The organism is Martinezella sp. CNPSo 3890, assembly GCF_057784455.1.
This window is the reverse complement of sequence record NZ_JBXSOR010000012.1, coordinates 80763-102964: the sequence shown is the minus strand read 5'-3', so window position 1 is coordinate 102964 and position 22202 is coordinate 80763. Positions and strand designations below refer to the sequence as shown.

Sequence of the window (22202 nt, the reverse complement as noted above, 5' to 3'; positions counted from 1 at the left end):
GCTTCGTGTTTCGAGGCTACAGCCCTTGGACGGACTCAGGAGCCTACGCACCTCAGCATGGGCTGATCTTCTATGCGTGGCGGCAAAACTCTCCTCGTCTCACCCTGAGGTGCTTTGACGATTGAGCGTCGGCGAAAGCGGCAAAGCCTCGAAGGGCGAGGTGGCCGCGCATTGGCCTGAGCAGAAAAGCGCGAGATCTTCTCAATATTCATGCTCGTAGACGACGCCGGCTTCCCCGGCGCCGTCGGATCCCGCCGCACCGCGCAGCTTCACGCCGCGACCGACGTTAAAATTGATGATGGCCTTGGTGTTGTTTGAAGCGCCCTGCTGCAGTTCGATATAGGTGCGCTTGTTGATATACTTGCCGGCGCCAACCTGTGCCTGGCCGTTCGCATCCGTCGAGATGTCGAGATCGTCGACGCCAAGATGGCTGCGCAGGCCTTCGAAGAGCGAGGTGGAGCGTCCGCCGGCCAGCTGGCTTGCCGCATCGGCGAGCTGGGCGATCTGCATGGCCGATAGTTTCGACATGGATTGGCCGAAGATCAGCTGTGCCAGCACCTCGTCCTGCGGTAGGGCCGGTGATGAGGAGAAGCCGATCTGCGGGTCGGTCGCGAGACCTGTGACGTCGACCGTAATGGTGGTGGAGCCTGCCGTCGACGTCGCTTCCATATTGAGCGCCGGCGTCAGATCGCCGCCGAAGGTGATCTTGCTGGTATCGGTGAAGTCAAGCCGACGGCTCAAGATGGTCAGACGCCCGCGCCGCATGGTGAAACCGCCGGACACGATTGGTTCTGCTGCCGTGCCGCGCACCGTGATGTTGCCGCCGAGTTCGGCATCGATGCCGCGGCCACGCACGAAAATCTGCGAGGGTGCCTCGAGTTGCAGATCGATGCCGAGCGTGGTCGATTTGCTGCGCGGCGCCTCCGGTTTCTGATCCTTGAACTGGGCGTTGACCGCAGCCGGCGCATTCTTGTGCTTGATGTTGATCTCAGACAGCGAGGCCGGCAGCTTCTGCGGCACGGTGATCGATGCCTTGTTGATCCTAAGATTGCCCGTCAGCATCGGCGCGGTCATGAGCGGTCCTTTGATGCCGAGCGTGCCGTTGACCGTCGCGGTGACGAGTGTCCCGTCGACATAGGTCGCATTGTTGAACTTCATCTGGATATCGGCAGGGAAGCCGCCATCCGGGGTAATGCCGACCGTGCCGCTGCCGGAAACGCTGCCGCCGCTCGTGAGGTTGCCGCTCAGCCGCGAGATGACCGCCTGCCTGCCGTCGAGTGTTACGGTGACGGCAAGGCCGTTGAGCGTCAGGTTTCGCCGAACATCGACCAGTTTGGCACCGTCGGTGGTAATCGAGCCGGTGATGGCGGGTGCTGCCGTCGTGCCGCCGATCTGCATGTCGATTTTCGCCGTACCCGTCATGACCAGGCCCTGGGCGGCCAGCTGGCCTGCCAAGGCGTCGAACGGCAGACTACCGGTAAACCTCAGCGCCATCGCTTTGTTGCCGGCAATGGCGACGGTGCCGCCGCCATTCAACGCCAGGCCGCTCTGGCCGGTCAGGTTGGTGTTGATGGTGACGACATTATCGGCGAACTTGCCGTCCGCCTTGATGCCGAGCGCGGCGAGGCCGGCGGATTTCGTCTGGCTTGTTGCTGCTCCCGACCAGTTGGTCTGGAAGACAACGGCCGGCGAGGCGGCCTTGCCGGTGACCGCGATCGTGCCCGAGATGACGCCTTCTGCCGCAAGCGTCGGCGCAAAGACATTGGCCAGGCTCGCCGGCAGGTTGGCGATCTTCGCATTGATGTTCAGGACCTGCCCGGCGGTGCCATCAACGGTCACTGAACCGCCACCGGTCTGAAGGGTCAGGCCGTTCAGAGAGGCGATGCCGTCCTTGATGACGATCTTCGTCGGCGATGTGAGCTTCACCGGTATCGTGCGCGGCGCGCCTGCAAACGAGTCGAGGCTCACCGTCGTCTGGCCACCAGCCGTTTCGACGCTGCCGTGTGTCGTCAGCGGCGCGCTATCATAGGTCGACTTCAGATCAAAATCCGTGCGGCTGCCCTGCTGGGTGAAGGTCAGGTTAAGATCGGCGATGCGGTTGGCGCCGGAGGCGATCGTATCGGCGCGGATGGTGCCATTTGCAGAGAGGGCCTTGAGATCATCGACGGCAAGTGCCACGGCCGGCTTGCTAATGACGAGATCGTCGCGGCGGATGCCGCTGCCGTTTGCATTGACTTTCAGGCCGATCTTGCCGCCGGTGCTGGCGATGTCGAGCGAGCCCTTGAGGTCACCCTCGGCCTGCTGGCCGGCAAGCGCGGCCAGAAGGCTGAGATCCGGCAGGTCAAAGGTCAGCGCGCCTGTCGGCTCGAAGCTCGGCGACAGATCCAGTTTGCCTTGCAGTTTGTTGATGCCGATTTCGGCTGCCAGCGATGGGATACTGGTGCGGCCATCCTTGGAAACGGCGTCGGCGGTGATGCGGATCGGCTTGCCGTCGATTGCCCCATTTGCCTGGATATTTGCCTGTGGTGCCTTGGGATTGGCGGTACCGGTCACGCCGATATCGAGCGTATCGAGCAGCCGTCCCGCCAGCTTGACATTGACGGCCTTGACGGTCGCGTCGATGCCGAGTGCAGAGAGCGGTCCCTTGGCCTTGAGACCGATATCGGCCTGTCCTTGTGCGTTCGGGACGAGCTTGGAAAGGTCGAGTACCTTGCCGGATAGATCTGTGGTCAGCGATTGGTCGTTGAGCGCGACATTGCCATTGATTTCGGCGACATTGGATTTCACCGCAAGATTGGAGAGCGTCATCTTGGTCGGCACCGTGCCGGCGACCTGGCCTTCCAGGGAGATCGTGCCTTCGAACTTGTCCGAGACACCATCCGGTAGAACGCCGGGCAGGGCGAAAAGCTTGAAATTACCCGTCAGCGCCTTCGACGACAGCGTATATTTGCCGTTGACGGTGCCGCCGATGCTGGCGCTTTCCAATGTCGTATTGTTGAAGCCGATCGTATCGGGCGAGAGCTGCAGCGGCGCGGTCAGCGCAATCGGCGCGCGGATGAGGCGGTTAAGGTCGGGGCTCACGAAAGCCGTCTGACCGACGACGAGGCGAAGCTGCAGCGGGCCGGACATGCCGGTGAGATTGAAAGCATCGCTTCGGGCGCTGAGATTGATCTGTCCGATATTGCCCTGTGGCGTGCTGGCGCTGTCGAGAGCAGCTTTCGCGTCGATCTTTACCGATTGGGCTGCACCCGTCAGTGCGATATCGACCCGGGAGATCAGAGCGCGTGCCTCGCCGCTTTCCATAGGCCAGCGGAAATCGACGGGGCCGGAGGTGCCGATGAGATTGGCATTGAGGCTGTTGTTGCCGGCGGGATCGAGCGTGCCCGATGCGGCAAGCACGGCGCTGCCTGTGGCGAGATTGCCGGTCTGAATATCGATCTTGCCCTTGCCGTCGAAGGTTGCGGAGAGATCGATGGTGGTCTGGCCGGCAAAGAGCGCGCGCATGGTCGGCGGCAGGAGGGAATCGACATCGCCGCCGCCTTTGACATCGATGTGGTGCAGGCCGTCGTTGGAGAGGCTGTGGTGACCGCTGATGGCGACTGTCGGCTTGCCGTCGAGTGACGCCTGCAGCTTGCCGGCCCAGTTGGAGAGAGGGCCATCGCCGGAAAGATCGATATTGACGGCAGGGCCGCCCGGCAGGTGCAGCAGCCCGGCCAGCATGCCGTCGCGCGGCTCGGAGATCTGTGTCTTCAGTTTCAGCTGATTGTCGGCCGGAGCAAAGGCGATATCGGCGGAAAGCTTGGCATCCGGCACATCGTGCCTGAAGGCATTGAGTGTCAGACCCATACTGCTGCTGTTTGCCTTGACGCTGCCGTCGGCGGCGAGAACGAAGTCCTGCCCGGCAACGGCCTGTCCGATGCGAAGATCAGGCAGGGCGATGGCTCCGATATCGATGGCGATGGGCAGGGAGAAACCGCTGGAGCTTGCCGGTTGCGTTGCCGTTGCGGGTGCGACCGTCGAAACCGGCAGCCGTCCGAAATCGACCACATCGGCTGCGACGCGATCGGCATGGAAGGTGCCGGTCAGCAAGGACAGGGGAGACCAGTCGATGGCAAGGTTCTGCACCTTGGCATAGGGGCCTTTCGTGTCGGACACAGTGATCGAACCGACCCTCAGATTGCCGTTCAGCAGTCCTGAGGGCGCGGCGATGGCGATGGTACGATCCGGCGTAGATGCGAGCTTTGCCACCTGATCGACGGCATAACCGGTTGCGGAGGGTACGAGGCCGACGACGAGCACAGCCGCAATCGCGAGCAAAAGGATTGCCACGACCGCATAGGCGATCCAGCGCACCAATTTCCCGAGGATTCGAATCAATATGCTCATGAAAGCGACAGTAACCTCAATTTCGTAACCGTGTGCTGAAAGGCCCGCGACAACTCTGGGCTTTATCAGAAGGCCTGACCGATGCCGGCATAGATGCCATAAGATGTGCCATTGTCATATTTCTTCAACGGCACGGCGACATCGAGCCTGATCGGACCGAAGGGCGTAGCGTAGCGCAAGCCGACGCCAGCGCCAATGCGCAGATCGGACGCGTCGGGCAAGACGCTGTCTGTGACGCTACCCATATCAACGAAAGGCACGACGCCGATCGTGTCTGTGATCTTCACCCGCGCTTCGAAGGAGGCGGTCACGTAGGAGCGTCCGCCAGTTTCGTCGCCGTGGGAGTTATAGGGCGAGATTTCCTGATAGCTGTAACCGCGCACCGAGCCGCCGCCACCGGCATAGAAACGCCGGGTCGCGGGAATGTCCTCGATGCTGTTTGCCCCCAGCAACGAGCCCGCAGCCAGCTTGCCGGCGAAGACCACGTTGTTGTTGGCGCCTATGCCCTTGTAACCGGTGATCGAACCTTCGAAGGAGCTGAAAACCGTGCCGCCCATTGCTTCATAGCTCGGTTTGGCGCTGATGGAGGCACGAAAGCCTTCGGTCGGATCCAGCTTGTTGTCGCGCGTGTCCCTGACGTATTCGAGCGGGATCGCGACCGTCAGGTAATTATGTTTTCCGAAAGCATCGGTGGTATCGGATTCATAGGACACCTCGCCGCCGGCAGATACCGTATCCTGATCGTTGATTTCATAGGCAAGGCTGCCGCTTGCCGTCGCAGTGTTGGCGTCGTAGGCGTCCGGATGCAGGCTCTGCATCTTGAGGCCGGCCGTGAAGGTCGCCGAAGGATAGAAAGTCGCAGGTCTGACATAGGTGATGCCGGCCGTGTAATCGAACTGGCCAACATCGGTCGTTTCGCCGATGCGGGAGATGGAGCCCTCGATGCGCAGCGAATCCGCGCGCCCCGTGAGATTGCGGTGTCCCCAATAGCCCTGCAGCCCGAAGCCGTCGATGGTGGAATATTGGGCGCCGACGCCAAAGAAGCGCTGCTTGCCTTCCGATACCTCGATGGTCGTCGGGATGCTGCCATCCGGCGCCAGCTTGTCGGCCTCGCGAATGGTAACGCTTGAAAAGACGCCGAGCTTTCTCAGGCGGTCCGAGGCCTTCTTCAGCTCGTCGGGCGAGTAGGGCTTGCCTTCGTTGATGCGGGCATAGCGCTTAATGAAGTCTGGATCGACCGACTTCTGGCCGGTAACGCCGACATTGCCGAAAGGAGCGACGGGGCCGCTTTCGACCTTCAGCGAGACATCCACGGTATTGGTCGAATGATCGGCAACGACCTGGCGCTCGTCCAGTTTGGCGAGTGGGTGGCCTTCGTTCTTGAAGTCGACGACCATTTTGTCGCCTGCCTTCAGAATGGTCAATGAGCCGGCATCGCCGCCCCGCACGAGGCCATAATTGGCCGGGTCCAGCCTCGCGGCGTCGCCAAGCAGGTTGATCTTGCCGAGTTTGAAGACCGGGCCGGGATCGACGCTGATGGTGACGGCAACGGGCTTGGCGCGGCTGAAGGTCGGCGTCGGCGGCAAGGCGTCGAGAGGCGTGCCGTTGACGGCAATGGTAACCACGCCGCCGTAACGGGCCTTTTCGTAAAGCGCTGCTATCAGCCGGTCGCGATCGTCGCGCGCCTTGACGACGACGCCAAGGTCGCCGGATACCGGCTTCTTTTCGTCGGAGATCAGCATCGAGCTATCGCTCAATGCTTCCTTGAGGTCCTTGTCGAGATTATCGGACTTGAAATCCACCATGTAGCGGACGGGATCGGAAACCTGATCGGCCGTTTCGTCTTCACCCCAGAGCTTGATGCCGAAAAGTTTGAATGCAAAGGCATTTTGGGCGCACACCGGACCGAGCGCCAGCATTGCCGCAACCGCTGCCACGGTTCCTGCCTGCCGATACGCAATACTCTTTCTCGGTTCAGTTCTTTTATGCATACGCCGCTTTACGGTTACATGAGAACTTACTCAGTTTGACGTTTCCCGGGAGTTAACGCGCGGCCACCATAGAGGCAAAAGTCCCTCAGGTGTACCGTTTTGGAGTCAAAAACAGGGAAAATATGCCCGCTAGCGCGCGAAACGCTGAGATTCTTGCTGGAATTCTCATATATTCGGGCGGCCCGAAAAACAGCGCCCTTGGGTTGTCAAAACCATGCGATAGCCAGGTTTCGCCGCGTTGCCAAAGGAATTTGCGGCCCGAATCAAAAAGTCCCGGACTTGCAGCCCGGGACCTTCGAAATTCGATGAAAGATCGATCAATCGATCAATAGCCGCCGTAACCACCGCGATAGCCACCGCGCGGGCAATCGTCGATGTAGCGACGGCCGTAGCGGTCGCGATAGTAGCACTGGCCGGGTTGTTCCTGGACGCTGCCGATGACGGCGCCGGAAACGCCACCGATTGCTGCGCCGACTGCCGCGCCGCGGACGTTGCCGGTGACCGCGCCGCCGATGATCGCGCCGGATGCCGCGCCGATGCCAGCGCCCTGTTCTGTCGGCGTGCAGCTTGCGATAGACAAGCCGACCAATGCGAGCATAAGAACTTTCTTCATTTACTCTCTCCAACGTTAGTTAAGCCGAACCCCGGCCAACGTCGTCCCAATTCTTCAGCTCCACCACGATGGGCTGTCTTTACAGTCCTGCAATGATAGAAAATATCGTGCAAAATATGATTGTCTATTGGTGGATAGCAGTTTTTTTATTGCTGAAAAAAGGCGGCTTGCCATCTGGAGAAGAAAACAGCTTGCCGGGAGGCAGAAAATCCACCTCCTCTCTAAAGTAGAGGTTGATTGGATTGCGAAAAAGTCAAATGATGCTCCTTGCCTCTGGAGGAGAGGCGAGGAGGAAAATATGGCAAAAGTGACTTTGACGGTGAATGGCCGTTCGGTCAGCGGCGAGTGCGAGGATCGCACGCTGCTTGTCCATTTCATCAGGGAAAAACTCGGCCTGACCGGAACCCATGTCGGCTGCGACACCAGCCAGTGCGGCGCCTGCGTCGTGCACATGGACGGCAAGTCGGTGAAGAGCTGTTCCATCCTGGCCGTTCAGGCTTCCGGCTCCAAGATCACAACCATCGAGGGTCTGGCCGCCAATGGCGAGCTGCATCCGGTTCAGGCCGCCTTCAAGGAACATCATGGCCTGCAATGCGGCTTCTGCACACCGGGCATGGTGATGACATCGGTCGATATGATCAATCGTCATGGCGGCAAGCTGGACGAGAAGACGGTGCGCAGTGAACTCGAAGGCAATATCTGTCGATGCACCGGCTATCACAACATCGTCAAGGCGGTGCTTTCAGCCAATGCCGCGATGAACGCCGCAAGCCAAGCGGCCGAATAAATTCCACCGAGACCGTCTGGCTAAACGCCCGGGCTGTGATCTTGGCGGATTGCCAGGCCCGGAACCCCAATGGAGGATGTGATGGGCGTTGAAGGCATTGGCGCGCGCGTGGCGCGCAAGGAAGACAAGCGATTTCTGACGGGCAAGGGGCGCTACACCGACGACATGGTGACGCCGGGAATGAAATATGCCTATTTCGTTCGCAGCCCGCATGCACATGCGAAGATCAAGGGCATCGATGCATCGGCAGCACTCTCCGTGCCGGGCGTGATCGGCGTGCTCGACGGCAAGCAGCTGCTTGATGATGGCATCGGCAATCTGATCTGCGGCTGGATGATCCATTCCCGTGACGGCTCTCCCATGAAGATGGGCGCGTGGCGGCCGCTGGCGGTCGATACTGTCCGCTATGTCGGCGATGCCGTCGCCATCGTCGTGGCCGATAGTCTCGGCGAGGCGCGCGATGCGGCCGAAGCCGTAGCTGTCGACTATGAGGAGCTGCCTGCCGTTGTCGAGGCGGTGGATGCGCTGAAAGCCGGCGCGCCACAGATCCATCCAGAAGCGCCCGATAATCTGATCTTCGACTGGGAACTGGGCGATGCAGCGGCGACCGACAAGGCGATTGCCGAGGCCGCGCATGTCACCGAAATCGAGATTCATAACAACAGGCTTTCGCCGAATGCCATGGAGCCGCGCGCTACGCTCGGCATCTATGATGCGGCCGAAGACCATTATACCTGTTATACGACCAGCCAGAACCCGCATGTGGCCCGGCTCGTCATGAGCGCCTTTTATAATGTTGCGCCGGAAAACAAGCTGCGCGTCATTGCGCCCGATGTCGGCGGCGGTTTCGGCTCGAAGATCTACATCTATCCGGAGGAGATCGTCTGCCTCTGGGCATCGAAGAAGACCGGTGTGCCTGTGAAATGGACGGCTGACCGCACGGAAGCTTTTCTGACCGACGCCCATGGCCGCGATCATGTTTCCAAGGTCAAGATGGCCTTCGATGCGCAGAACCGTATCACGGCGCTGAAGGTGGACACGATCGCCAATCTCGGCGCCTATATGTCGCTGTTTTCTTCGTGCGTGCCGACTTATCTTTATGCGACGCTACTGTCAGGTCAGTACGCGATCCCGGCGATCCATGCCAATGTCCGCACGGTCTATACCAACACCGTGCCGGTCGATGCTTATCGCGGCGCAGGGCGTCCGGAGGCGACCTATCTTCTGGAACGCACGGTGGAAACGGCTGCGCGCGAACTTAACGTTTCTCCGGCGGAATTGCGGCGGATCAATTTTGTCCGCAGCTTCCCTCACCAGACGCCCGTCATCATGAACTACGATGCGGGCGACTACGAAGCCTCGCTGAATGCCGCCATGCAGCAGGCGGATTGGGATGGTTTTCCTTCGCGCAAAGCGGAGGCAGCCGCCCGCGGCATGAAGCGCGGCATCGGCATGAGCTGCTATATCGAGGCTTGCGGCCTTGCGCCTTCGCAGGCCGTCGGCGCACTCGGTGCCGGCGTCGGCCTCTGGGAATCCGCCGAGGTGCGGGTGAATGCGGTCGGGACCATCGAGGTGCTCACCGGCTCGCATAGCCACGGGCAGGGGCATGAGACGACCTTCGCGCAACTGGTCGCCGATCGCCTCGGCGTGCCGATCGACAGCGTATCCATCGTCCATGGCGACACAGACAAGGTACAGATGGGCATGGGCACTTATGGTTCCCGCTCCGGCGCCGTCGGCATGTCCGCCGTCGTCAAGGCGCTCGACAAAGTGGAGGCGAAGGCAAAAAAGATCGCCGCGCATCTGATGGAGGCCGATGAGAGCGATATCGTCATCGAGAACGGCGAAGTGAAAGTGGCAGGCACCGACAAGGCGCTGCCATGGTTCCAGGTGGCGCTCGCCTCCTATACCGCCCACAATCTGCCTGCCGGCATGGAGCCGGGCCTGAAGGAAACCGCCTTCTACGATCCGGCAAACTTCACCTTCCCGGCCGGCTGCTACATCTGCGAGGTCGAAGTGGACCCGGAAACGGGCAAAACCGAGATCGTGCAGTTCGTCGCGGCCGATGATTTCGGCAACATCATCAATCCGATGATTGTCGAGGGACAGGTGCATGGCGGCATCGCGCAGGGTATCGGTCAGGCGCTGCTGGAAGGCGTACATTACGACGAGAGCGGCCAGCTTCTGACGGCCAGCTTCATGGACTACACCATGCCGCGCGCCGATGATCTGCCGTCCTTCCAGCTTTCGCATCAGAATACGCCATGCCCGAACAATCCCCTGGGGATCAAGGGATGCGGCGAGGCGGGTGCGATCGGCTCGCCGCCGGCGTTGATGAACGCCATCACCGATGCGATCGGCAACAACAGACTGACCATGCCGGCAACCCCGCTCAAGGTGTGGGAAGCGGCGCGGGCGGCTGGCTGAGAGGAGGATAGGACAATGTACGCAACGAATTACCATCGCGCCTCCTCGGTCGACGAAGCCGTGAAGCTTCTGTCTGATGCCGACGAAGGCAAATATGTCTCCGGCGGCATGACGCTGATCGCCACCATGAAGCAGCGTCTGGCATCGCCGAGCGATCTCGTCGATCTCCGGCATATCCCTTCGATCAAGGGAATTCGCGTCGATGGCCGCAGGGTCACGATCGGCGCGGCGACCACCCATGCGGAGGTTGCCTCTTCGGCAGCGATCCGTGCGGTCTGTCCGGCGCTTTGCGACCTTGCCGGCATGATCGGCGATCCGCATGTCCGGCACATGGGCACGATCGGCGGCTCCATCGCCAATAATGACCCGGCGGCGGATTATCCCTCGGCAATGCTGGCGCTGAATGCCACCATCGTCACCGACGGGCGCCAGATCGCGGCTGACGACTTCTTCCGGGGTCTGTTCGAAACGGCACTGGAAGGGGCGGAGCTCATCACCTCCATCGCCTTCGACGCACCGGAAAGGGCAGCTTACGCAAAATTCCCCAATCCGGCTTCACGCTATGCGATGACGGGGGTCTTCGTCGCCAAGGGCGCGGGGGGCGTGCGCGTTGCCATTACCGGTGCCGGTGCGGACGGCGTGTTCCGCCATGCCGAACTGGAGCAGGCGCTTGCGGCGAACTTTCTGCCGGACGCGGTTACCGGCGTGACGGTGGACCCATCCGCGCTGCTGTCCGACTTGCACGCCACGGCCGAATATCGCGCCAATCTGATCAAGGTTATGGCCAAGCGCGCTGTGGCTGCCGCCTAGATTCGCCATGAACAAGCCCGGAGCGGCAGGGTTTACCCTCCGCTCCGGAGAGAGTGTTTCCAGCATGGTTTCGATTGTCAATTTGACGTGAATGGTTATTCTTGTCTGGAATTGTTCAAAATTAGGGGCCATTTGCCGCAGTGGGCGCGAAAGCAATGCGGAGGGGTTGACGTGTGAACCGGCATTCTCGAAAACGGTCGCACGGTACTGGAGCATATGATGGATTTCGAAGCATTTTTTAAAGGCGAGCTGGAAGGCCTGCACAATGAGGGCCGTTATCGGGTTTTCGCAGATCTCGAACGCCGCCGTGGCAATTTTCCCCGCGCTATCAGACATACCCCGAATGGCCCGCAGGAAGTGACCGTCTGGTGCTCCAACGACTATCTCGGCATGGGCCAACATCCGAAAGTGATCGAGGCGATGAAGCAGGCGATCGATCACTGTGGCGCGGGTGCGGGAGGCACCCGGAATATTTCTGGCACCAACCACTACCATGTTCTGCTCGAGCAGGAACTCGCCGATCTCCACGGCAAGGAATCCGCCCTGATCTTCACCTCGGGCTACATCTCCAACTGGGCGACGCTCGGCACGCTCGGCGCGCGCATTCCCGGCCTGATCATCTTCTCGGATGCGCTCAACCATGCCTCGATGATCGAAGGCATCCGCTATGCGAAATGTGACAAGGTCATCTGGAAGCATAACGACCTGCACGATCTCGAAGCCAAGCTGAAGGCTGCCGATCCCAAGGCGCCGAAGCTGATCGCTTTCGAATCCGTTTATTCCATGGATGGCGATATCGCGCCCATCAAGGAAATCTGCGATCTCGCCGACAAATATGGCGCGATGACCTATCTCGACGAAGTGCATGCCGTTGGCATGTATGGCCCGCGCGGCGGCGGTATCGCCGAGCGCGAGGGATTGATGGATCGCCTGACCGTCATCGAAGGCACGCTCGGCAAGGCATTCGGCGTCATGGGCGGCTATATCGCCGCTTCGACCGCGCTCTGTGATTTCATCCGCTCGTTTGCGTCGGGCTTCATTTTCACGACGTCGCTGCCGCCGGCTCTGGCTGCGGGTGCCGTCGCCTCGATCCAACACCTCAAGGTCAGCCAGTTCGAACGCATGCGCCATCAGGATCGCGTGCGTAAGCTGCGCGCCCAGCTCGATGCGGCCGGCATTCCGCACATGCCGAACCCGAGCCATGTGGTTCCGGTCATGGTCGGCGATGCGGCCAAGTGCAAGTGGATTTCCGATCTGCTGCTCGATGCCGGCGTCTATGTGCAACCGATCAACTATCCGACTGTGCCGAAGAAGACCGAGCGCCTGCGTATCACGCCGACGCCGCTGCATTCCGATGGCGATATCGAACAGCTGGTCGGTGCGCTGCACGCGCTTTGGTCTCGCTGTGCGCTTGCCCGGGCCGTTGCGTAAGAGACGGCTTCCGCCTCAAAATCAAAATGCGCTTCATTGCGGAATATCGGTGCGATGCCGATTTCTGCAATGATTGTTTGTGCCGTCGTTAGCCGCGGCTTCCCAAAGCCAGGCGGCAGGCGAGGCCGGCAAATACCGTCGCCAGCAGATATTGCGGCAGCTTCGGAAGGCGCTTGATCGCCGAGAACCGGCCGCGGATGTGGCTGCCAAGCAGGATGACGGAGCCGTTCACCAGGAAGCCGATCCCGTTGAGAATGGTGGCGAGCAAGGCCATCTGCAGGATCATCGAGCCGCTGGGATCGACGAATTGCGGGAAGAGCGCAAGCACGAACAGGGCCATTTTCGGGTTAAGAATATTGGTTGCCAGGCCCTCGACGAAGATGCGCTTACCCGAAAGGCGCTTGAGCCCGGCCGACGGTGTGAACGCAGAACCCTGGGAGCGGAGCGTCTTGACGGCCAGATAGAGCAGGTAGGCGCAGCCTGCCCAACGCACGATCTCATAAGCGACCGGCACGGTGAGAAAGAGCCGTGACAGTCCGAGGGCTGCCGCCATGGCGTGGCAATAGGTTCCAAGCGCAATGCCGGCATAGGTGAGAAAGCCGGCGGAGCGGCCCTGGCTGACGCTGCGCGAGGCGATGAGAAGCATGTCGGGACCGGGCGTGGCGGTGAGCACCAGCGCGGCGGCGGCAAAAAGAATGATCGTGGAAAAGTCCGGCATCGTGATTCCCTTGAAAGTGAAGCCGGAATTCCTCTCTAGCATCATCACCGGGAATGGCAACCACCGTATATGCGGTTGCATAGCGAATGCGGAAAGTTGCGATATATTGTAGGCTTATACTTACGCAGCCTTTTCCCGCTGAGCGACAAGTGCTGCGGCGCGTCGTCGTGCTTCCATGTCTGCGGCAAAGACCGCATCCATGCTGTCGGCGCTGCCGATGCCAATCATCTCCTCCATGACGGCCTCGGCGATATCGGCCATTTCGAGGAAGCCGATGCGGCCATCCACAAAGGCGTGGAAGGCGATTTCTTCGGCCGCATTCATGATTGCGCCCTGAAGGCCGCCGCGCTCCAGTGCGGTGCGGGCAAGGCGCAGTGCCGGGAAGCGCACTTCGTCCGGCGCCTCGAAATCCAGCCGGGCGAGCTTGGTGAAATCCAGCCGGTCGACATTGAGCCTGGTGCGGGCGGGATAGGTCAGCGCGTAGCCGATGGCGGTGCGCATGTCAGGACAGCCGAGCTGCGCCAGCACCGAGCCGTCCGTATAGCCGACCATGGAATGGATGACGGATTGCGGATGCACCACCACTTCGATCTGATCGGGCCGGACATTGAACAGGTGTTTGGCCTCGATCATCTCCAGCGCCTTGTTGAACATGGAGGCGCTGCCGATCGAAATCTTTAAGCCCATCGACCAGTTGGGATGGGCACGCGCGATCGCCGGCGTGACATTGGCCATCTGCTCCCGCGTCCAGGTGCGGAAGGGGCCGCCCGATGCAGTGATGATGATGCGCTCCACCGCATGCTGCTGATCGTCCTCCAGTGCCTGGAAAATCGCGCTGTGTTCGCTATCGACCGGGATAAGGCGGCCGCCGCCTTCGGCAACGGCGCGCACGAAGAGATCGCCCGCGGAGACAAGACATTCCTTGTTGGCAAGCGCGATATCGGCGCCGCGGCGGGCGGCTGCCAGCGTCGGCGCAAGACCGGCCGTGCCGACGATCGCCGCCATCGCCCAGTCCGAGGGCATGGAGGCGGCCTCGATCAAGGCATTCTTGCCCGCGCCGACGGCAATGCCCGATCCAGCCAGCGCATCCTTCAGATCCTGATAGCGCTCCTCATTGGCCGTCACCGCAAAAGCGGCACCGCAGGCCTTTGCCTGTGCGGCCAGCAGTCCGATATTGTCATGTCCGGTGATTGCCGCGATATCGAAGGCCTCACGCCCGCCCAGCTGGGCAATGACGTCGAGCGTATTCTGGCCGATGGAGCCGGTCGAACCCAATATCGTCAGGCGACGACGCGCCGTGCTGCCGGTGTTCATTCAGGTATCCGCATTTGCTGCTGCTCCCCATGGCTCTACAGGGGATTGGGCGGAGCGGCAAGTCCGGAGCCATGCAACTGTTCCCTCGCCGGCACACGCGGAAAGCGAATGTGCAATTAGTCATATTTTTTTCAATCTGCATTGAACCAAATGCAAACTGCTGCGTTTTCCGACCACTTGAATGCGGAGGGCAATGAATGGTTTTCAAGGCGGCAACGTTTCATGGTATGGAGCTCTATCTGGAAAACGACCAGGCCAGGCGCTCGGCGCTGGAATCTGCGGTTGCCAATGCGCTCGCCGTTGCCGGCGGAATCGATGCTTCCGATGTCACCGTGATTGCGGCAGGCCAGGAAATCCGCCTGCACGGTTCGGTCGCAACCTATCAGGAGGTGAAGCGGGCAACCGCGGTCGCGGAATCCATTCCTGGTGTGCGGCTGGTGAGGAACAGGATCGCTGTGGGGTGATATCCGCCTTTTAAGTTCGCGTTTACGCGGCGCCCGATGGGGCTCACGGCAGAGTGATCGCATATGGGCGAAAGTTCCTTCTCCCCTCGGGGAGAAGGTGGCCCGAAGGGTCGGATGAGGGGGCTGACCGATTTGAATGTGGGTTTTCGCACCCTTGGCAACACCCCCCTCATCCGCCTGTCGGCACCTTCTCCCCGAGGGGAGAAGGAGGACGCGGCAACGGCGTCGTTTCATGTACGCTTGCCTTGGGGGCTCACGGGATACTCCGTTCTCGAGGCGAAACGCATGAAAAGATCGTGATCGCCGCAACCTTCGCCCGCTCGAAACGCGGACTAAGAGCGATACTGAGTGCTTGAGTGTAATGGTGATCTCGACGCGATTCGAACGCGTGACCCTCAGATTAGGAATCTGATGCTCTATCCTGCTGAGCTACGAGACCACTCGGCATGATCCATACAAAAGCCAAGGCCCGAAGCCAAGCCTTTTTGCGTCGTGGAGACAATCTGTCTTAAGCAGGCTCCGCGTGGCCTCAAAGACCACGCGGAGGTATCGAGGCAGGCCTCAGGCGTTGAGGCGCTGTTCGGCGAGGCGTACCCAGTAGGAAATGCCGTGGGCGATGGCTTCGTCGTTGAAGTCGTACGCCGGGTTGTGCAGGCCGGCGCTGTCGCCGTTGCCGACGAAGATGAAGGCGCCGGGGCGGGCGAGCAGCATGTAGGAAAAATCCTCGCCGCCCATCATCGGGTCGATATTCGGGATGACATTGCCTGCACCGGCGATTTCCTCGGCCACCGCAATCGCGTGATCGGTCTCGTCGGCATGGTTGAAGGTGACAGGGTAGTTACGCTGGAATTCGATCTCGACTTCCGCGCCGTGGCTCGTCGCGATGCCTGTCACGATCTGCTTGAAGCGCTGTTCGGCCAGGTCGCGCATTTCCGGATCGAGCGTGCGCACCGTGCCGCCGAAGCTCGCATCGTTCGGGATGACGTTATGCGCATTGCCGGCGTTGAACTTGGTGACGGAAACGACCACCGATTTCAGCGGATTGGCGCTGCGCGAGGCGATGAGCTGCAGATTGGAGACGATCTGCGCGCCAATGGCGATCGGATCGATCGTTTTGTGCGGCATGGCGGCGTGGCCGCCGACGCCCTTGATGGAGACGGTGAATTCATCCGTCGCCGCCATGATCGCGCCCTTGCGGATGGCGAAATGGCCGACGGGCAGCCCCGGCATATTGTGCATGCCGTAGACTTCGGCGATCTGGAAACGCTCCATCATGCCGTCCTTGACCATGGCGTCGCCGCCGGCGCCGCCTTCTTCGGCCGGCTGGAAGATGACGGCGATGTTGCCGTTGAAATTGCGGTTCTCGGCGAGGTATTTCGCAGCCCCCAGCAGCATGGCGGTGTGGCCGTCATGGCCGCAGGCATGCATCTTGCCCGGAGTCTGGGAGGCATAGGGCTTGCCGGTGATTTCGGTGAGGGGCAGGGCATCCATGTCGGCGCGCAAGCCGATCGTGCGCCCTTCGCCCTTGCCACGGATCAGGCCGACGACGCCGGTGCGGCCGATGCCGGTCACCACCTCGTCGACGCCGAAGGCGCGCAGTTTCTCAGCCACGAAGGCGGCCGTATTCTCGACCGCATAGAGGAGTTCGGGATGCGCATGGATATGGCGGCGCCACTCGGTCACTTCGCCCTGGAGTTCTGCGGCTCTGTTCAAGATCGGCATATGCTGATTTTCCTGCTGCTCAATATCGATTCTGGTTCAACCTGCGGGTCCTTGGCACAGCCTTGGCCAGCTTATCGTGGCCTTGGCGGCGTGCCATCGGGAAATAAAGTCGTCAATCGCCTTTGCCTTCTCCTAGCCATATAGGTTAAATAGACGAAGCTTTCGAGAAAATTCCGGACTTCTGAAGGATAGATCGTGCCGACGAAGCAGAATCGTTTGTATGCCGCCCTGCGGCTCGTTCCTATGGCCGCAGCAACATCCATGCTTTTCCTGTCGACCGCGCAAACGGCCGGAGCCAATCCGCATATTCTCGTCGATGTCAGCACCGGACGCGTTCTCGACCAGCAGGAGGCGTTTCGCCGCTGGTATCCCGCCTCGCTCACGAAGCTGATGACGACCTATGTGACCTTCCGAGCCATTCAGTCCGGTCAGATCCGGCTCGATACGCCCGTCGTCATGTCGAAGCTTGCTGCCGCACAGCCGCCGGCGAAGATGTACTTCAAGCCGGGCCAGAAGATGACGCTCGACAACGCCTTGAAGATGATGCTGGTCAAATCGGCAAACGATCTTGCCATGGCGGTCGCAGAGACGGTCGGCGGTTCGCAGCAGGGCTTCGTGGCGCGGATGAATGCGGAAGCAGCGCGCCTCGGCATGCGCGACTCGCATTTCATCAATCCGAACGGCCTGCCCGGCAAGGGGCAATATACGACGGCGCGCGATCTTGCCATTCTCAGCGTGGCGCTGCGCCGCGAGTTCCCGCAATATGCCGGCTATTTCTCGCTCGAGGGCTTCACCAACGGCGTCAAGCAGGTGCCGAACATCAATATGCTCATCGGCCGTTTCGACGGCGCCGACGGCATGAAGACCGGCTTCATCTGCGCGGCGGGCTTCAACCAGATCGCCTCGGCAACCCGCAACGGCCGTACGCTGATCTCGGTCGTTCTCGGCACCGACAGCCTGGCGGCACGCGCCGACGATTCTGCCAATCTCCTGGAAAAAGGCTTCCAGAACCAGCTGTCCACCCGCGACACGCTCGCAACCTTGAGACCCGACGCGCCGCTTGCGGCCGATGTCGCCGATGTCACGGCCGACATCTGCAGCACCAAGGGCGCGCAGGCGCGCAGCGAGACCCGCGATCCCTTCGGCCGCACCAAGGTGCAGTCGCCCTATATCCACGAAATGGATCACGAGCCCAATTTCGTCTATGCCGGCCTGATCGGCGGCCAGGACATCGCAACGGCCGCCAAGGGCGACAAGGACGATGTGACGGCGAAAGGCGATAAGGCGACCCGGGACAACAAGATCGCCATCTCCGGCGGCGCGTCCAATGTGCCGGTCCCCATGCCGCGGCCCACTTTCTAATATCGGACAGGAATCATGAGCGTTTCGCAGCAAAGAGTGCCGGTTGCCATCCTGACCGGCTTCCTCGGTGCGGGTAAATCGACCCTGCTCAATCGCATCCTCAAGGATGAGGACATGCGCGATGCGGCCGTCATCATCAACGAGTTCGGCGATGTCGGCATCGATCATCTGCTGGTGGAAAGCTCCGGCGATTCCATTATCGAGCTTTCCGATGGCTGCCTGTGCTGCACGGTGCGCGGCGAGCTGGTGGATACGCTGGCAAACCTGATGGACGCTATGCAGACCGGCCGCATCCGGCCGCTGAAGCGCGTCGTCATCGAAACGACCGGCCTTGCCGATCCTGCTCCCGTCATGCAGTCGATCATGGGCAATCCGATCATCGCCAACAATTTCGACCTCGATGGCGTCATTACCGTCGTCGATGCGGTCAACGGGCTGCAGACGCTCGACAATCACGAAGAAGCGCGCAAGCAGGTCGCAGTCGCCGACCGGCTGATCGTGTCCAAGACCGGGATTGCCGGCGCCGTGCCGGAAGTGCAGCTGGAGAGCAGGCTAAGGGGGCTCAATCCGCGCGCGCAGATCCTGAATGCCGATAGCGACGAGGCCGGCCGTGCCGCCATTCTCGTCAACGGCCTTTACGACCCGGCCTCGAAGATCGCCGATGTCGGCCGCTGGCTGCAGGACGAGCTGGAAGCGGACGACGATCATCATCACCATGATGAGCACGATCACCACGACCATGATCATCATCACGGCGATCATGGACACCACCATCACCATCATGGGCGCCACCACGGTCATCGGCATCAGCACGCTCATGACGTCACCCGCCATGACGGATCGATCCGGTCTTTCTCGATCATCGAGACGCAGCCTATCGATCCGATGGCGCTCGAAATGTTCATCGATCTCCTTCGTTCGGCCCATGGCGAAAAGCTGCTGCGCATGAAGGCGATCGTTGCCGTGTCCGATCGGCCGGAGCGTCCTGTCGTGCTGCATGGGGTGCAGAATATCTTCCATGCGCCGGTGCGCCTGCCGGCATGGCCCGATCCCGAAGACCGACGCACGCGCATGGTCATCATCACCAAGGACCTGCCCGAGGATTTCGTGAAGGGCCTGTTCGACGCCTTTCTCAGCAAGCCGCGCGTCGATACGCCCGACAGGGCAGCGCTGGAGGACAATCCGTTGGCCGTGCCGGGGATGAAGTTTTAGTTAAACTCGATGAGATCCAACAGCCCGCCTCGCTCTTCGACAGGCTCAGGGTGAGGCTGATCTTGGCCGCACTGTCGCCCATGATCGAAGAGAAGTCGGGGCGATAAGCGAAATTCGTGGTCGCTCGATCCTCATGGTGAGGCGGGAGCGTAGCGACCCTCGAATAACGAGGATGGCCCCGGTCGCAAATGGTCACCCCTTGCGGATCACGAAGCGATGGCCGTCATCCGTCCTCTCACTCACGAGAAGCGTGTGGCCCTTTTCGTTGCAGAGATGCGGGATGTCGATGATAGCGAGCGGATCCGTGGTTTCCACGGTCAAAGTCGCGCCGCTTACCATGCCGCGCAGGCGCTTCTCCGTCTTGATCGCCGGATAGGGGCATTTTAGGCCGCGCAGATCGTAGATCTCGGTATCCGGACTATTCACTCTTGGCCCAGAACTTCCAGAACGGCGGCTTCTTGGCCTCGGTCTGCGCGGTTTCGACGGTCGGAGCTGGCGCATAGGCGAGCGCATTGAGGCCCGGGTTCATCGGGTTCGCCGTCGGGATCGGCACGTTCGCCGGAACGTTGGCCGCAACGACGGGGCCAGCTGCGGGCTGCTGCGCAGTCGCCACCGGTGCGCCTGCCGCAGGGTTCGCTGCCGCCACGCGGATACTTGCCGTCGTCGGGTTGCCCGTCGGGCTCGCCACCGTGCCGCCGCGTGCAATCTGCTGCGCCGATTGGTTCGACATCATCGATTCGAGATCGGCAACCTTCATCATCTTGCCGGCGGCAAGCGCGGTGCCTGTCGGAGCATAGGCGAGATCATGGCCCTTGCGCTGCTTGGCGACGATGGCTTTGCGCTCGGCTTCGGTCGGGTCGTACCAGGCCATGCCGTCGAACTTCTTCGAGGCGGCCGCATAATCCGCCTGATACTGCTTGTCATAGGTCGCAAGCGCCACCTGCAGGGCAGGCGGCGTCGTCATGACAGGGCATTTGCCGCTGGCGTTGAACGGACCGCTGGCCTGCTGGTTGAAGACGTATTTCTTCTCGCAGACCTCGACTTCGGGCGGGCGCTTGGTGACTTCGAAATTGTCGTAGCCGACCTTCAGCATCTTCCAGAATTCGATATTGGGGCTGAGGCGATGCTTCCACATGTTTTCCGCCGTCATGCGGAAAGGGAAGGCTTCGAGCTGAACGGCCTTCTGGCCGCCCTTGAAGGCGTCGCGCGCGAAGGCATAGATTTCCAGCACCTGCTGGTCGGTCATCGAATAGCAACCGGACGACGAGCAGGCGCCGTGGATCATCAGATTGTTGCCGGTGCGGCCATTGGCTGCATCGTAGCGGTTCGGAAAGCCGGTGTTGATGGCGAGATAGTATTTCGAATTCGGGTTCAGGTTGGCCGGCGTCAGCATATAGAAGCCTTCCGGCGCCTGCCGATCGCCTTCCTTCACCTTCGGGCCGAGGCGACCTGACCAGGCGCAGATCTTGTAATCGGCGATGACTTCGAAGCGATTGTTCTGGTTCGCCTTCAGGATTTCCATCACACCTTCTTCCTTGAAGATGCGGATCATGATCGGCGAGTTGCGATCCATCCCCTTTTTGGCCATGTCGGCGAGGATATGGCTCGGAAGCGGCTGTTCGACCTTGTTCTTCACCGTCGACAGGTCGATCGACGCGGTGTCCAGTGCGTCGTTACAGCCGGCGAGCGCCAGCGCCATCAGGGAAACATAGGCAAGGTGTCGAATGCGCATTCTGACTTGGTCCATAAATGCGAAGAGTGGCAGCTCGATCTGTTTCGCCACTCCCCTCGAAGCATGAAACGGAATCATAGATGGCTTATACTTGAAAATTCCTTACCAGCCTATGACGTGCCCGCAGCGCGTCGGCAAGCTTTTCTTTGCCACAATAGCTTCGATAACGGAAATGTGGCCAAGGTTTGGCCTCATTCCCGTTTTTCGCGATCACTTTTTCCGAATGCGGCTTAGAGATTGCGGCCGATGTTGAGGAATTTCTGGCGGCGGTCGCTACGCAATTGTTCACCCGAACGGCTGGAAAGCTCTGCAAGCGCGTTCGCAATCGTCTCGCCGGCCGCGCTTATCACCGCGTTCGGATCACGATGCGCGCCGCCGACAGGCTCGGGAATGATGCCATCGATCACGCCGAGGCTTTTCAGATCATCGGCGGTTATCTTCATATTGGTGGCGGCTTCCTTGGCGCGGGTCGAATCGCGCCACAGGATCGATGCCGCACCTTCAGGCGAAATCACGCTGTAGATCGAATGTTCGAGCATATAGACGCGGTTGCCGACGGCAATCGCGATCGCGCCGCCCGAACCGCCTTCGCCGATGACGATGGAGACGATCGGCACCTTCACGCCGAGACACATCTCGGTAGAGCGGGCAATCGCTTCGGCCTGGCCGCGCTCTTCTGCTCCGACGCCCGGATAAGCGCCGGCGGTATCGACCAGCGTGATGACGGGCAGCTGAAAGCGGTCGGCCATTTCGAGAATGCGGATTGCCTTGCGGTAGCCTTCCGGCCGGGCGCTGCCGAAATTGTGCTTCAGGCGGCTCTTGGTGTCGTTGCCTTTTTCCTGGCCGATGAGAGCGACCGGCTGGCCGCGGAAGCGGGCAAAGCCCGCCTGTATGGCGGCATCCTCCGAGAATTGACGATCACCGGCGAGCGGCGTGAATTCCGTAAACAGCGTATTGGCATAGTCGACGAAATGCGGGCGCTGCGGATGACGTGCGACCTGCGTCTTCTGCCAGGCGTTGAGCTTGGAATAGATGTCGACCATCGCCTCGCGGACACGGCTTTCAAGCCGTCCGACTTCTTCGGACGTATCGATGCTTTCGTCTTCGCTCGCCAGTTTCTTGAGCTCGTGAATCTTGCCTTCGAGATCCGAGATGGGTTTTTCGAAGTCCAGATAATTGTGCATGAGGTGCGTTTCCGATCCTTTTGCCCGTGACGAGAGATGGCGGCTTGAG

General features: G+C 60.8%; 16 protein-coding genes and 1 tRNA gene. 7 read left to right on the top strand and 10 right to left on the bottom strand.

Features of this window, described 5'->3' with window-relative positions; all coding sequences use genetic code 11:
- Nucleotides 1-201 precede the first annotated feature (201 nt).
- From AC13RC_RS24150 to AC13RC_RS24140, 3 genes are all read right to left on the bottom strand, one after another.
- Nucleotides 202-4386: a translocation/assembly module TamB domain-containing protein gene (locus AC13RC_RS24150; RefSeq protein ID WP_488558650.1), complete on the bottom strand. Its 4185-nt coding sequence runs from the start codon at nucleotides 4384-4386 to the stop codon at nucleotides 202-204.
- A gap of 65 nt (nucleotides 4387-4451) precedes the next feature.
- Complete coding sequence (locus AC13RC_RS24145) at nucleotides 4452-6377, bottom strand: autotransporter assembly complex protein TamA (protein ID WP_488558649.1); 1926 nt, start codon at nucleotides 6375-6377, stop codon at nucleotides 4452-4454.
- Nucleotides 6378-6702: 325 nt separating this feature from the next.
- Complete coding sequence (locus AC13RC_RS24140) at nucleotides 6703-6990, bottom strand: YMGG-like glycine zipper-containing protein (protein WP_113333910.1); 288 nt, start codon at nucleotides 6988-6990, stop codon at nucleotides 6703-6705.
- Nucleotides 6991-7288: 298 nt separating this feature from the next.
- On the opposite strand from AC13RC_RS24140, the gene AC13RC_RS24135 reads away from it, so the two are divergent.
- From AC13RC_RS24135 to hemA, 4 genes are all read left to right on the top strand, one after another.
- Complete coding sequence (locus AC13RC_RS24135; RefSeq protein WP_113231566.1) at nucleotides 7289-7777, top strand: (2Fe-2S)-binding protein; 489 nt, start codon at nucleotides 7289-7291, stop codon at nucleotides 7775-7777.
- A gap of 81 nt (nucleotides 7778-7858) precedes the next feature.
- Nucleotides 7859-10204 carry a xanthine dehydrogenase family protein molybdopterin-binding subunit gene (locus AC13RC_RS24130; protein ID WP_488558648.1) on the top strand — a complete coding sequence of 782 codons (2346 nt, stop codon included), beginning with the start codon at nucleotides 7859-7861 and terminating at the stop codon, nucleotides 10202-10204.
- Nucleotides 10205-10219: 15 nt separating this feature from the next.
- Nucleotides 10220-11014 carry an FAD binding domain-containing protein gene (locus tag AC13RC_RS24125; protein WP_488558647.1) on the top strand — a complete coding sequence of 265 codons (795 nt, stop codon included), beginning with the start codon at nucleotides 10220-10222 and terminating at the stop codon, nucleotides 11012-11014.
- 219 nt (nucleotides 11015-11233) lie between these two features.
- The gene (gene hemA, locus AC13RC_RS24120; RefSeq protein WP_113333934.1) at nucleotides 11234-12445 is read left to right on the top strand and encodes a 5-aminolevulinate synthase; all 1212 of its coding nucleotides are present in this window, start codon (nucleotides 11234-11236) and stop codon (nucleotides 12443-12445) included.
- An 88-nt stretch (nucleotides 12446-12533) separates the two neighbouring features.
- On the opposite strand, the gene AC13RC_RS24115 is transcribed toward hemA, so the two are convergent.
- Both AC13RC_RS24115 and dxr read right to left on the bottom strand, forming a co-directional pair.
- Nucleotides 12534-13163 (bottom strand): LysE family translocator, encoded by a 630-nt coding sequence (locus AC13RC_RS24115; RefSeq protein ID WP_113333914.1) that lies wholly within the window; start codon nucleotides 13161-13163, stop codon nucleotides 12534-12536.
- 120 nt (nucleotides 13164-13283) lie between these two features.
- A complete protein-coding gene (dxr, locus tag AC13RC_RS24110) occupies nucleotides 13284-14477 on the bottom strand; it encodes a 1-deoxy-D-xylulose-5-phosphate reductoisomerase (protein WP_488558646.1) in 1194 nt (397 codons plus the stop codon).
- Nucleotides 14478-14674: 197 nt separating this feature from the next.
- On the opposite strand from dxr, the gene AC13RC_RS24105 reads away from it, so the two are divergent.
- A complete protein-coding gene (locus AC13RC_RS24105; RefSeq protein ID WP_069612897.1) occupies nucleotides 14675-14941 on the top strand; it encodes a BON domain-containing protein in 267 nt (88 codons plus the stop codon).
- A 362-nt stretch (nucleotides 14942-15303) separates the two neighbouring features.
- On the opposite strand, the gene AC13RC_RS24100 is transcribed toward AC13RC_RS24105, so the two are convergent.
- Nucleotides 15304-15380 (bottom strand) — tRNA-Arg (locus tag AC13RC_RS24100).
- 122 nt (nucleotides 15381-15502) lie between these two features.
- Nucleotides 15503-16663, bottom strand: coding sequence for a M20 aminoacylase family protein (locus AC13RC_RS24095; protein ID WP_113468117.1), 1161 nt, complete (start codon nucleotides 16661-16663; stop codon nucleotides 15503-15505).
- Nucleotides 16664-16858: 195 nt separating this feature from the next.
- On the opposite strand from AC13RC_RS24095, the gene AC13RC_RS24090 reads away from it, so the two are divergent.
- Entirely contained in the window at nucleotides 16859-18025 is a 1167-nt protein-coding gene (locus AC13RC_RS24090; protein ID WP_488558645.1) for a D-alanyl-D-alanine carboxypeptidase family protein, read from the top strand.
- A 15-nt stretch (nucleotides 18026-18040) separates the two neighbouring features.
- Nucleotides 18041-19237 (top strand): CobW family GTP-binding protein, encoded by a 1197-nt coding sequence (locus AC13RC_RS24085; RefSeq protein ID WP_488558644.1) that lies wholly within the window; start codon nucleotides 18041-18043, stop codon nucleotides 19235-19237.
- 192 nt (nucleotides 19238-19429) lie between these two features.
- Here AC13RC_RS24085 and AC13RC_RS24080 read toward each other — a convergent pair whose 3' ends face one another.
- The 3 genes from AC13RC_RS24080 to AC13RC_RS24070 all read right to left on the bottom strand — a co-directional run bounded on the left by AC13RC_RS24080 (nucleotide 19430) and on the right by AC13RC_RS24070 (nucleotide 22153).
- Nucleotides 19430-19663 carry a sulfurtransferase TusA family protein gene (locus AC13RC_RS24080; RefSeq protein WP_488558643.1) on the bottom strand — a complete coding sequence of 78 codons (234 nt, stop codon included), beginning with the start codon at nucleotides 19661-19663 and terminating at the stop codon, nucleotides 19430-19432.
- On the bottom strand, nucleotides 19656-20969 hold the full coding sequence (locus tag AC13RC_RS24075; protein ID WP_488558642.1) for a L,D-transpeptidase family protein: 1314 nt from the start codon (nucleotides 20967-20969) through the stop codon (nucleotides 19656-19658). Before AC13RC_RS24075 ends, AC13RC_RS24080 begins: the two co-directional genes overlap by 8 nt.
- Nucleotides 20970-21199: 230 nt before the next feature.
- The gene (locus tag AC13RC_RS24070; RefSeq protein ID WP_488558641.1) at nucleotides 21200-22153 is read right to left on the bottom strand and encodes an acetyl-CoA carboxylase carboxyltransferase subunit alpha; all 954 of its coding nucleotides are present in this window, start codon (nucleotides 22151-22153) and stop codon (nucleotides 21200-21202) included.
- Nucleotides 22154-22202: the final 49 nt, after the last annotated feature.